At 52.7% G+C, this 14,621-nt stretch carries 1 protein-coding gene (only partly in view); it reads left to right on the top strand.

Going from position 1 to position 14,621, the window contains the following annotated elements:
- On the top strand, positions 1–14,621 hold the end of the coding sequence (locus TI10_RS23245) for a non-ribosomal peptide synthase/polyketide synthase (protein WP_053093480.1). Its footprint begins 21,796 nt before the window's first position; 14,621 of the gene's 36,417 nt are visible here — the last part of the coding sequence; the start codon falls outside the window, past its left edge; it ends in the stop codon at positions 14,619–14,621.

The raw sequence follows: 14,621 nt of genomic DNA, 5'->3' as shown, positions 1-14,621 counted from the left end.
TACCAAGTTGCCTCAGGTTAATCATTATCGGCGGCGAGATGGTGAAGAAGAGCGCCATTCAGGCGTGGTTTGCGCAGGCAATGCCTTGTCCGAGATTGTTAAACACTTATGGCCCGACGGAAAATACCGTAATTGCGACCTGTCAGGCGATCTTATCCCCGGAAGATGCGTGTTCTATAGGTCGGCCGGTTAGTCATACCGGCATTTACTTGTTGGACAGATACGGCCGGCCTGTTCCATTAGGCAGTATTGGCGAAATATATATTGGTGGCGCTGGTGTTGCGCGTGGCTATCTAAACCGTCCTGAATTGACCGTCGAACGTTTCCTTATTGATCCATTCAGTGATACCCCGGATGCCCGCATGTACCGCACCGGGGATTTGGCCCGCTATCTGCCGGACGGCAATCTGGAATTCTTGGGCCGTAACGATCAGCAAGTTAAGATCCGCGGCTTCCGTATTGAGCCGGGGGAAATTGAGGCCCGGTTGACGGAACACCCGGCAGTGAGTGGATCTGTGGTATTGACGCAGGGTGACGGGCAGGAGAGACGGCTGGTGGCCTATGTGGTGGCGGAAGAGGATGATGAGCTGGTGAACAGCTTGCGTGCTCGCCTGAGTGCTGTTTTGCCTGATTATATGGTGCCAACGGCTTTTGTGCGGCTGGATGCATTCCCGTTACTGCCGAATGGTAAGCTGGATCGTCGAGGGTTACCGGCACCGGACAGTAGCTCCGTTGCTCGTCAAGTTTACGAAGCGCCGCAAGGGGAAACGGAAATAGCCTTGGCAGCGATTTGGCGAGAAGTCCTGGGGATTGAACAGATCAGCCGGTATGACAATTTCTTTGCCTTGGGCGGTCACTCGTTACTGGCGATGCGAGTGATGAACAGGGTAGCCGCTTTAGGCGGAGAATTGTCGCTGACCACCCTGTTTAAATCTCCTTCGTTAAAGGCGTTTGCTGAGGTCATGCAGGCCCGAATAGGGCAACCGGACACTATCCTGCCATCCATTCTGCCGATATCCCGTGAAGGGGAATTACCGTTGTCATTTGCTCAACAGCGCTTGTGGTTTCTGGCACAACTTGAGGGCGTCAGTGAAACGTATCATATCCCGATGGCCCTGCGTTTGTGTGGACAGTTGGATATTATGGCGTGGCAAAAGGCGTTGGATACTTTGTTTGCCCGTCATGAAGCGTTACGTTCTGTCTTTGTCTCTATTGATGGTCAGCCGCAAGTGCGGCTATTGGAACCGGATAGCGGCTTACTGTTATCTCAATATGACCTGCGCGGAGTTCCAGATGCTGATGAGGTTATTGAGCGCTTGAGCGCTGAGGAGGCTCATGCATCATTTGATCTTGAAAGTGGCCCGCTTATCCGTGTTGCTCTCATCCGGCTCAACGATGACGAATATCAATTTTTGCTGACCCAACATCACATTATTTCCGATGGCTGGTCTGCCAATATACTGATGCAGGAATTGAACGCGCTCTATGCGGCGTTTATGGCCGGTCAACCGGCTCCGTTGCTACCATTGGCGATTCAATACCCGGATTACGCCGCCTGGCAGCGTCAGTGGTTATCGGCTGAACGTGTTCAAGTTCAATCCGACTATTGGCGTGCAATATTGGCTGACGCACCGGTTCTGTTGGATTTGCCCACTGATCGGCCTCGTCCGCCGGAGCAGTCGTTTGCCGGGCAAGCCGTGCCGATTAACTTAGATGTTGAATTAACGGCAGACCTTAAGCGCCTGAGTGAGCAGCACGGCGTCACTTTATTCATGACGCTGTTGTCAGCTTGGGCGGTGGTTTTGTCACGTTTGTCAGGTCAGGATGATGTGGTGATTGGCACGCCGAGCGCAGGCCGCGGTCGTCAGGAAGTGGAGTCGTTAATTGGCTTCTTTGTTAATACGCTGGCGTTGCGCATTGGTTTATCGGGTGAGCTGACCGTGACGGAATTACTGGCGCGAGTCCGGCAAACGGCATTGACGGCTCAGGAGCATCAGGATTTACCGTTTGAACAGGTGGTGGAAATTGTGCAACCGCCGCGCCGACTGGCGCATACTCCGCTGTTCCAGGTGATGTTTGCCTGGCAGAGCAATGAGAACTCGGAATGGGAATTACCGGGGCTGGCAGTTTCACCGGTCGATCAAGCCTTTGATATTGTCAAGTTTGATCTTGAACTGGGTTTGTTCGAGGTGGAGGGCAGGATTATTGGGGCGTTGAGTTATGCCGCCGCCCTGTTTGATCCATCGACAATGGAACGGCAGGTGGGATATCTGCATGCGGTACTGCAAGCGATGGTGGTTAACCCCCAACAGCAGATCGGGGAAATTGATATCTTGGCCCCGGCGGAGCGCAAGCTATTGCTGGAAACCTGGAATGCGGCGGAAACCGCCTATCCTGAGGCGTTATGTGTTCATCAATTGTTTGAACAACAGGTGGAGAAAACGCCGGAGGCCACGGCGCTGGTGTATCAGGAGCAAACCCTAAGTTATGCCGAATTAAATGCTCGTGCTAACCGGTTGGCCCATCAGCTTATCGCATTAGGTGTCGTACCTGACCAGCCTGTGGCAATTTGTGTGTCACGTTCACCGGTAATGGTGGTAGCGCTGTTGGCGGTGTTGAAAGCCGGTGGAGCCTATGTGCCGCTGGACCCAACCTATCCGTTAGAGCGTTTGGCGTATATCCTGAATGATACTACTCCGTCAGTGGTATTGGCTGATGCGACTGGGCGGACAGCTCTGGGTGATGAGGCGTTGAGCGGTCTGACGGTACTTGACCCGAATACCTTGCCGGAGCAATTGGATCGCAACCCGCAAGTAGCTGCGTTGATGCCACAGCATCTGATTTACATCATCTATACTTCCGGCTCAACTGGGCAGCCGAAAGGGGTGATGGTGGAACATCAGGCGGTGTATCAGCGTCATTTGGGCTTTAATGAGACCTATGCGGTTACGGCGCAAGATCGGATGTTGCAATTTGCTTCTTTTGCGTTTGACGTTTCAGTGGAGGAATGTTTCTCGACATTATGCAATGGGGCTACGTTGGTCATGCGTGATGATCGCTGGTTGGCGTCAATGTCGGAGTTTATTGCCTTAGCCTGGCAGAACCGCATCACAGTGATGTCTTTGCCAGCGTTATTTTGGTCTGAACTGATTGTCAGAGACAACAATGCATTACCGCTACCGGATTGTCTCCGACTCATTATCATTGGCGGTGAGGCGGTCAAAAAGAGCGCCATTCAAGATTGGTTTGTGCGGGAGGTCCACCGCCCCCGACTATTGAACGCTTATGGCCCGACGGAAAATACCGTCACAGCGACTTGTAAGGAGGTTTTATCCCCAGTCGATGATTGTTCTATTGGCCGACCGCTTAAAAATACCTGTGTCTACCTATTGGACAAATACGGTCAGTTAGTCCCGTTGGGCGGCGTTGGTGAAATGTATATTGGCGGCGTGGGTGTGGCACGGGGTTATCTTAACCAGCCGGAATTGAGCGCGGAACGTTTTATACCCGATCCTTTTAGTCCGGTACCCGGCGCACGGATGTATGTTACTGGGGATTTGGCCCGTTATTTGCCGGATGGCAGCTTGGAATTCTTGGGGCGTAACGATCATCAGGTGAAAATTCGCGGTTTCCGGGTTGAGCTAGGGGAAATTGAGACCCGGCTGGAGAAACACCCGTCGGTGCAAGAGGCGGCAGTGCTGGTGTGGGAGGATGAGCAGGGCAAACGGCTGGTCGCCTATGTGGCGGCAGAAGCGAATGAAGGGTTGGCCGCCCGTTTGCGTGAATACTTGAGTGCGGTTTTACCTGACTATATGGTACCGGCAGCTTTTGTGCGGTTGGATACCTTACCGCAGACGCCGAATGGCAAGTTGGATCGTCGGGCGTTGCCAGCACCAGGAAAAGAGGCGTTTGTCCGTCAGATCTATGAAGCTCCGCAAGGGAAGATAGAAACGATGTTGGCGGCTGTTTGGCGTGAGTTGCTGGGTGTTGAGCAGATTAGTCGGCATGACAGCTTTTTTGCGCTTGGTGGTCATTCGCTGCTTGCTGTGCGTATGATTGAACGATTGCGGCGTATTGGTCTGAGTGTATCGGTAAAAACGTTATTCCAGCATCCAACACTCTGTATTTTGGCACAGTCTCTGGTTCAGCATAATGAAATTCAAGTGCCTGACAATCGTATTACACCGGATACTACGGTGCTGACGCCGGCGATGTTGCCGCTGATTGATTTGACCCAAGCTGATATTGACCGCATTGTTGGGCAAGTGCCGGGGGGAATCGCCAATATTCAGGATATCTATGCGCTGTCACCGTTGCAGGATGGTATTTTGTTCCACCATCTGTTGGCAAATGAAGGCGATCCCTATCTGTTGACGGGGCAGATGGCTTTTGCTGACCGAGCGTTGTTGGATCGTTATCTGGCAGCGGTTCAACAGATAATTGATCGACACGATATTCTGCGTACCGCTTTTCTTTGGCAGGGATTGTCAGTCCCGGCGCAGGTGGTCTGGCGTCAGGCCCCATTGTCGGTGACGGAATTGACACTGAGTCCGGCTGATGGTCCAGTCAGTGACCAGTTAACCCGGCGCTTTGATCCGCGTCATCATCGTCTTGACCTGAGCGAAGCCCCGTTATTGCGTTTTATCATCGCTCAGGAAACCGATGGTCATTGGTTGTTACTGGAATTGCACCATCACTTGATCGGCGACCATGAAACGATGGAGGTGATGCACCGCGAAGTCCAGGCGTATCTGACAGGTCAGGAGGAGAGTCTGCTTGCGCCGACACCTTTCCGCAATTTGGTGGCTCAGGTCCGGTTGGGGGTGAGTCAGGAAGAACATACCCGTTTCTTTACTGACATGCTGGCGGAGGTAGATGAACCGACCCTGCCGTTTGGTTTGACGGAAGTGCATCGTGATGGTTCGCAAGTGACGGAATCTCACCGGATGTTGCCGTCCGGGTTAAATGACCGTTTGCGTCATCAGGCGAGACATCTGGGCGTCAGTCTGGCGGCCTTGTGTCATCTGGCTTGGGCACAGGTGTTGGCGCGTACCAGCGGTCAGAAGAATATCGTGTTTGGTACGGTGCTATTTGGACGTATGCAGGCAGGAGAAGGGGCAGATAATAGTATGGGGCTGTTTATTAATACCTTGCCGTTGCGGCTGGATATTGATGAAACCCCAGTACGGAGCAGCGTGCAGGCTGCCCATACCCGACTCGCCGGACTATTAGAACATGAGCACGCGTCGCTGGCGCTGGCACAGCGTTGCAGCGGTGTGCAGGGTGAGATCCCTCTCTTTAATAGCTTGCTGAACTATCGGCATAATACCTTGCTGGCAACGCCGGATGACGTCATCAGCGGTATTGAATTTATTGGTGGACAGGAACGGACCAACTACCCGTTAATGCTATCAGTGGAGGATTTTGGCGAATCCCTAGGGCTGACGGCTCAGGTAGTACAGCCGTTTGATCCGGAAAGTCTATGCGGTTATATGCAACGAGCACTGGAAAGTCTGGTGGATGCCCTTGAGCAAGAGCCGGATATGCCTGTTCGGGCATTGGAAATCTTGCCGGAAGTTGAACGCACACTGTTACTGGAAACTTGGAATGCCACGGCAACCGCCTATCCTGAGGCGTTATGTGTTCATCAATTGTTTGAACAACAGGTGGCGCAAACCCCGGACGCGACAGCGTTAGTGTACCAAGGGATAACGCTCAGTTATGCCGAATTAAATACCCGCGCCAACCGCCTGGCCCATCAGCTTATTGCCTTGGGCGTTGTACCCGACCAACGGGTGGCGATTTGTGTGTCACGTTCACCGGCAATGGCGGCGGCGTTGTTAGCGGTGCTGAAAGCGGGCGGGGCTTATGTACCGCTAGACCCAGCTTATCCTAGCGAGCGTCTGACACATATTCTGCATGATGCTGACCCAATTATAGTGCTGGCGGATAAGGCTGGCTGGGCTGTACTGGGCGAGGAAGTACTTGCTGGACTGACGGTACTGGACCCGAATGCCTTGCCTGATCAGCCGGATAGTAATCCACAGGTATCTGGGCTGACTTCCCAGCATTTGGCCTATGTAATTTACACTTCCGGTTCCACGGGAGTACCCAAAGGGGTGATGATTGAGCACCGCAATACGGTTAACTTCCTGCATTGGGCTCAGCAGGCCTTTGAGATGGAAGAGATCCGCGAGGTGCTTTTCTCGACATCGATGAATTTCGACCTGTCCATTTTTGAATGTTTTATGCCGTTGTCTCGTGGCGCCGCGATTCATCTGGTGGATGATGCCTTGTCATTGATGCAGCATGCCCTGCCGGTGACTTTGATTAACTCAGTTCCGTCTGCGATGAAACCGTTATTGCAGGCTCAGGCGCTGATGGCGCCGGTTCATACTGTCAATCTGGCGGGGGAACCGCTTAAAGGCGCTTTAATTGAGCAGATTTTCGCAGAAACACAAATACAGCGATTATGTAATCTTTATGGCCCTTCTGAAACGACAACCTATTCTGCCTGGTTGCCGATACAGCGGGGTGACAGGATCATTGAAAGTATTGGCCGTCCGATAGCCAACACTGGCCTTTACTTGCTGGATGAGTATGGTCAACCGGCGCCGTTGGGCGTGGTGGGAGAAATTTATATTGGGGGAGCGGGAGTGGCGCGTGGCTACCTCAATCGCCCAGACTTGACGGCGGAACGTTTCCTGATTGATCCGTTTAGTGATGTGGCGGATGCCCGGATGTACCGTACCGGGGATTTAGCCCGTTATTTGCCGGACGGTAACTTGGAATTCTTGGGCCGTAATGACCAGCAGGTGAAAATTCGCGGTTTCCGCATTGAACCGGGGGAAATTGAGGCCCGGTTGGTGGAACACCCAGCGGTGAGTGAATCTGTGGTATTGGCTCAAGGGGAAGGGCAAGAAAAACGGCTGGTGGCCTATGTAGTGGCAGAAGCCCATGAGGGGTTGGTGACTAGCCTGCGTGCTTACCTGCAAGCTATTTTGCCGGATTACATGGTTCCGACGGCCTTTGTGCGTTTGGATGCATTGCCATTGACGCCGAATGGTAAATTAGATCGTCAAGCGCTGCCAGCGCCGGACAATGAAGCCGTTGCTCGTCAGGTTTACCAAGCGCCACAAGGAGAAATGGAAATGGCTCTGGCGGCGATTTGGCGTGAAATTTTAGGGATTGAACAGATCAGCCGGTATGACAATTTCTTTGCTCTGGGAGGCCACTCATTGTTGGCGGTGCGGGTGATGAACAGGATAGCCGCTTTAGGTATCGAACTCCCTCTAACCACCCTGTTTAAGACTCCTTCATTGAGGGCGTTTGCTGAGGTCATGCAGGCTCGGCCGGGTCAACCAGATAATATCTTGCCGATATCCCGTGATGGAGCGTTACCGTTGTCATTTGCTCAACAGCGCTTGTGGTTTTTGGCCCAGCTTAAGGGTGTCAGTGAAACGTATCATATCCCAATGGCCCTGCGTTTATCTGGACAGTTGGATATTATGGCCTGGCAAAAGGCGCTGGATACCTTATTTGCCCGTCATGAAGCGTTACGGTCTGTCTTTGTCTCTGTAGATGGTCAGCCGCAAGTGCGGCTATTGGAACCAGATAGCGGCTTACTGTTATCTCAATATGACCTGCGCGGGATACCAGATGCTGATGTTGTTCTTGAGCGTCTGAGCGTGGAGGAAGCCCATGCGTCATTTGATCTTGAAAGTGGCCCACTTATTCGTGCTGCTCTCATCCGGATCACCGATGACGAATATCAGTTTTTGCTGACCCTGCATCACATAATTTCCGATGGCTGGTCTGCCAATGTGCTGATACAGGAACTGAACACACTCTATACGGCGTTTATGGACGGACAATCAGATCCGTTGCCGCCGTTGGCGATTCAATACCCGGATTACGCCGCCTGGCAGCGTCAGTGGTTGTCGGCTGAGCGTATTCAGGTTCAGTCTGACTATTGGCGTGCAATGTTGGCTGATGCGCCAGTCTTGCTGGATTTGCCGACAGATCGGCCTCGTCCGCCGGAGCAGTCGTTTGCCGGGCAGGCCGTGCCGATTCATCTGGATGCGGCGCTAACGACGGCCCTTAAACGCCTGAGTGAACAACACGGCGTCACCTTATTCATGACGCTGTTGTCAGCCTGGTCGGTAGTGCTGTCACGTTTATCAGGTCAGGACGATGTGGTAATTGGCACCCCGAGTGCCGGCCGCAATCATCAGGAAGTGGAGCCGTTGATTGGCTTCTTTGTCAATACGTTGGCGTTGCGCATGGATTTATCGGATGAATTGACTGTGACGGAATTACTGGCGCGAGTCCGGCAAACCGCATTGACAGCTCAGGAGCATCAGGATTTACCGTTTGAACAAGTGGTGGAAATCGTGCAACCGCCACGCCGACTGGCGCATACCCCGTTATTCCAGGTGATGTTTGTCTGGCAGAACAATGAGAACACAGAGTGGGGATTACCGGGATTGGCGGTGTCACCGGTCAATCAAGCCGTTGATATTGTCAAGTTTGATCTTGAACTGGGCTTGTCAGAAGAAGAGGGCAGGATTGTGGGGGCATTAAGTTATGCTACCGCCCTGTTTGATCCAACGACAATGGCGCGGCAGGTGGGATATCTGCACACAGTACTGCAAGCGATGGTAGATAATCCCCAGCAGCCGGTCAGGGAAATTGATATTCTTTCTCCGGCGGAGCGCAAGTTGTTACTGGAAACTTGGAACGCCACGGAAACCGTCTATCCTGAGGCATTATGCATTCATCAGTTGTTTGAACAACAGGTGGAGAAAACCCCTGACGCGATAGCATTAGTGTATGAAGAGCAAACGTTTAGTTATGCCGAATTAAATATCCGCGCTAACCGGTTGGCTTGTCAATTGATCGAGCAAGGCGTTTGTCCCGGTGATCATATTGCGCTCTTGCTAGCGCGTTCGATGGCACTGGTGGTAGCCCAATTGGCGATTCTTAAAGCCGGCGCAGTTTACGTGCCGATTGATCCCAGTGTGCCGGATGAGCGGAAAAACTGGCTGATAAGTGATTGTTCAGCTAAGTTACTGCTCACCGATACACGGGCGGATATTCCGGCTAACCTGACTGTGCCGCTGCTTCGTCTCTCGGATGAAACAGACATGGGCCACGAAGAGGATCGCTTTAACCTTAACTTAGTGCGTTCCAGCACCGAGTTAGCGTATATCATGTATACCTCCGGTTCTACCGGGACACCTAAAGGGGTTTTAGTGCCGCATCGTGCGGTGGTCCGGCTGGTTATCAATAATGGTTATGCTGAAATCGGACCGGATGATCGGGTGGCTTTTGCTGCTAATCCGGCTTTCGATGCCAGCACGTTTGAAGTTTGGGCGCCGTTGCTCAATGGCGGTGCGTTAGTGGTTGTCGATCATGCCACTTTGTTGATGCCGCAGGTGTTTGTACAGGCTTTACAGGTTCAGCGAATCACTGTTCTGTGGTTGAGTGTCGGATTGTTTAACCAGTTAGCAGCGGCGCTTGCTCCGGTTCTGCCACAGATAAAGCTGCTGATTGTCGGCGGAGATGCCCTTGATCCCCATGTTATCGGTCAGGTATTGCATACCAGTCCTCCACAACAGCTATTAAATGGCTATGGGCCGAGTGAAGGAGCCACCTTTACAACCACATACCGTATCACAGCATTAGCGCCCGGAGCAGCCCGTATCCCGATCGGCAGACCGATAGCTAACACGCGGGTTTATCTGTTGGATGCGTATGGTCAGCCGGTACCGTTAGGCGTGGTCGGAGAGATTTATGTTGGGGGAGATGGAGTAGCCTGTGGTTATCTTAATCGGCCTGAATTGACCGCCGAGCGTTTCCTTGTTGATCCGTTCAGTGATAACCCGGATGCTCGTATGTACCGCACCGGGGATTTGGCGCATTATCTGCCGGATGGCAATCTGGAATTCCTGGGCCGCAATGATCAGCAGGTTAAAATCCGCGGCTTCCGAATTGAACCGGAGGAAATTGAGGCCCGGTTAGCAGAGTATCCAACGGTACGTGAAGTGGCGGTGTTGGTACGAGGCGAAGGGCAGGAGAAGCGGCTGGTGGCCTATGTGGCTGCGGAAGCCCGTGATGGATTGGCGAGCAGTCTTCATGCTCATCTGAGTGCGATTTTGCCTGACTATATGGTGCCGTCGGCCTTTGTGCGGCTGGATGCGTTTCCATTGACTGCTAACGGTAAATTGGATCATCAAGCGTTGCCGGCACCGGACAATGACGCCTTTGTCCACCAAATTTACGCTGCTCCTCAAGGAGAAACAGAAATAGCGCTGGCGGCTATCTGGCGTGAATTGCTAGGGATTGAACAGATAAGCCGGTACGACAGCTTTTTTGCCTTGGGTGGTCATTCGTTGCTTGCGATACGAATGGTTGAACGCTTGCGTCATCTGGGATTGACACTGACGGCGCGTGATCTGTTCCAATCGCCGGTGCTGTCAGACTTGGCGCAAACATTGGGACAGCACCAGGCTATGATAGTGCCGCCTAACGTCATCACTTCGGCAACTATGGCCCTGACACCGGCGATGTTGCCGCTGATTGATTTGACTCAGGCTGACATTGACCGCATCGTCAGACAAGTGCCGGGTGGGGTGAGCAATATTCAGGATATCTATGCCCTGTCGCCGTTGCAGGATGGTATTTTGTTCCACCACTTACTGGCAAACGAAGGAGATCCCTATTTGTTATCCGGTCAGATGGTCTTCGCTGATCGGACTCTACTAGACCGATATCTGGCGGCAGTACAACAGGTGGTTGATCGCCACGATATCCTGCGTACCGCCTTTGTTTGGCAAGAGTTGTCTGTGCCGGCCCAGGTGGTTTGGCGTCAGGCGCCTTTATCGGTTACTGAATTAACGCTAGACCCAGCGGATGGACCGATTTGTGATCAACTGGCTCAACGTTTTAATCCGCGTCATTATCGTCTTGGCCTGGATAAAGCGCCGTTGTTGCGGTTTGTGGTGGCGCAGGAGACTGATGGTCGTTGGATGGTATTGCAATTGCTGCATCACCTGATTGGCGACCATACTACGATGGATGTGATGAACGGTGAGGTTCAGGCGTATCTTGCCGAACGGGAGGAGAGCCTGCCTTCCCCAGTTTCTTTCCGTAATTTGGTGGCTGAGGCTCGGCTGGGGATGAGTCAGGAGGAACATACCCGTTTCTTTAGCGAGATGTTGGCGGAGGTGGATGAACCGACGCTGCCATTCGGATTGACGGAGGTGCATCGTGATGGTTCACAGGTGACGGAATCCTATCGGATGCTGGCGCCTGAACTGAATGATCGTTTGCGCAGTCAGGCCCGGCGTTTGGGCGTCAGTCTGGCGGCATTGTGTCATTTGGCCTGGGCACAGGTGTTGTCGCATACCAGCGATCAGGAGCAAGTGGTGTTCGGCACGGTGCTGTTTGGGCGCATGGCGGCGGGAGAAGGGGCTGACAACGGGATGGGGCTGTTTATCAATACCTTGCCGCTACGGCTGGATATCGATGATACCTCGGTACGGGACAGTGTGCAGGCTGCTCATACCCGATTGGCCGGATTACTGGAACATGAACATGCTTCACTGGCGCTGGCCCAGCGTTGCAGTGGTGTGCAGGGGGAGAGTCCCCTCTTTAGCAGCTTGCTGAACTATCGACATAATGCATTTTCAGCAACCTTGGATGAACTGGTAAACGGTATTGAATTTGTTGATGCGCAGGAGCGAACCAATTATCCGTTAGTGCTGTCGGTGGAGGATTTTGGTGAATCTTTGGGATTGACCGTTCAAGTTGCACAGCCGTTTGAGCCGGAACGGGTATGCGGCTATATGCAACAGGCACTGGAGAGTTTGGTAGCCGCGCTGGAGCAGGCCCCGGAAACACCGGTACGGACATTGAGCATTCTACCGGAAGCAGAGCGTACACTGTTGCTGAAAACCTGGAACGCCAAGGAAACTGCCTATTCTGAGGCATTGTGTATTCATCAGTTGTTTGAACAACAGGTAGAGCAAACTCCTGATGCGATAGCATTAGTGCATGAAGATCAGGCTCTCAGTTATGCTGAATTGAATACCCGCGCTAACCGGTTGGCCCATCAGCTTATCGCATTGGGCGTCGTGCCCGATCAGCGAGTGGCGATTTGCGTGTCACGTTCACCGGCAATGATCGTGGGGGTATTGGCAATACTGAAAGCCGGTGGCGCCTATGTGCCGCTGGACCCGGTTTATACCGGTGAGCGTCTGGCACATATTCTGACTGATGCCGCTCCAGCTATTGTGCTGGTGGATGATACCGGACGTAGTACGTTGGGCGAAAAAATGCTGGCTACCCTGACTGTACTCGACCCTAATATTTTGCCTGATCAGCCGGAGGGTAACCCACAGGTACCGACATTAACCGCCCAGCATCTGGCCTATATCATTTACACCTCGGGTTCGACAGGGACGCCGAAGGGGGTAATGGTCGAGCATCGTAATGTCCAGCGTTTGTTTGAGGCGACTGAATCCTGGTATCGCTTTAACCGACAAGATGTTTGGTGCCTGTTCCATTCCATCGCGTTTGACTTCTCGGTATGGGAATTATGGGGGGCGTTACGCTATGGCGCTAAACTGGTTCTGGTGCCGCACGCGATCGCTCGCTCCTCTCAAGAGCTGCATCAATTCGTGTGTCAACACGGTATCACCGTATTGAATCAGACGCCGAGCGCGTTCAAAGCCTTTATTGCCAGTTATGTCGCCAACCCATTACCGGATCAGTTGCGTTATATCATCTTTGGGGGAGAAGCTCTTGAACCGGGGATGTTACGACCGTGGTATCGCCTGCGTGGAGAGACGTCACCGCAGTTAGTGAATATGTACGGTATCACGGAGACGACGGTTCATGTGACTTATCGGGAACTCAACCTTCATGATGTGGAACAGACGACCAGCCCTATTGGCGCACGTATTCCAGATTTAACCCTCTATCTGTTGGATAAATATGGCCAGCCGGTGCCGTTGGGGGTAACAGGTGAATTGTATGTTGGGGGGGCCGGAGTAGCACGGGGTTATCTGAATCGCCCAGAGCTGACGGCAGAACGTTTCCTGATGGATCTGTTTAGTGATCAACCGGGCGCTCGTATGTACCGTACCGGGGATTTAGCTCGCTACCTGCCGGATGGCAATATGGAATTCCTGGGCCGCAACGACCAGCAGGTAAAAATCCGCGGTTTCCGCGTTGAACCGGGGGAAATTGAGGCTCGATTGGTGGAACACCCGGCGGTGAGCGAATCTGTGGTGTTGGCATTGGGGCAAGGGCAAGACCAACGGCTGGTTGCTTATGTCGTGGTGCCAGCGGATGAGGGGCTAGCCAATAACCTGCGTACCCACTTGAGTGTAACTTTACCTGACTATATGGTGCCGTCAGCTTTTGTGCGTCTGGATGCATTTCCGCTAACGCCGAACGGTAAATTGGATCGTCGGGCTTTGCCGGCCCCGGACAATGAAGCGTTTGCTCGTCAGATTTATGAAGCGCCGCAAGGGGAAACGGAAATTGCATTGGCGGCTATCTGGTGTGAGTTGCTGGGGATTGAGCAGATAAGTCGGTATGACAACTTCTTCACGTTGGGGGGCCATTCACTGCTTGCCATGCGAATGATAAATCTTGCCGCCGGTCGGGGTTTGGTTTGCACATTGAATGCTGTGTTCCAATTCCCGGTGTTGGCTGAACTGGCTGCGAAAATCACCTCAGATTTGCTGTCTCAACCGCAAAACAGCGCCATATCTGTGCGACTGGATGGGACAGGGTTGCCGCTATTCTTTGTTCCTAGCGGCATGGGGGATTACTCCTATGTCTTCGGGTTGGCTCGACATATCCCATCGGACCATCCGATTTATGCGTTGCCTTGGCCGTCAATTAATGAAGAGCCGATGGTAACGATGGAGCAGCAAGCGGCGAGAATGATCACCTTGATAAAGGCTGTTCAACCGGAAGGCCCTTATCGGCTATGTGGTTACTCTTCCGGTGGGATATTGGCTTATGCTATTGCCCAGCAGCTTTTGCATGTGGGTGAAATGGTTAATTTCCTAGGGTTGATTGATGCGCCTGCGCCTCATTATTTAGGCGAACAGATCATGCAACCTAAATATCGGTTCTTCATTGAACTAGCTCGACAGTCGGAGGAGGAGTACGCGGAAGAGATTGCGGAGTTATACCGTCGAATTGATGAGTTGAATTTTGTGCAGTTTATTGAGGCAGCACAAGAATTGGCATTATATCCTGCGAATCTGCATGCGGATGTGATCGCAAAACGTTGGGGGCAGATCGAGCGTTACGCGCAAATAGTTGCCGGTTATGAGCCGCCAGCATTAGCGATAACGCTGCATCAGTTCTATGCGGTAGAACCGTCTCCTGCTATTTCTTTTATGACAGATGAAAAACCGGAATCAGCGAGCATGGAACCATCGTTGGGTTGGGCGCAGATAATGTCTGATACTTCGCTTGAGCTGATTGCGATACCGGGTGACCATTTTAGTTTATTGGAGGATGACGAGAATAAAACCGCTTTAGCTCAGGCTTTGAATAGGGCGCTGGTAATCAGTTGTGATGAGGAGACGTCGTAA

The organism is Photorhabdus luminescens subsp. luminescens (genome assembly GCF_001083805.1).
In the GTDB taxonomy this organism is placed as follows: domain Bacteria; phylum Pseudomonadota; class Gammaproteobacteria; order Enterobacterales; family Enterobacteriaceae; genus Photorhabdus; species Photorhabdus luminescens.
Note: the sequence above shows the minus strand (reverse complement) of the source record. Positions and strands in the feature narration are given on the sequence as shown.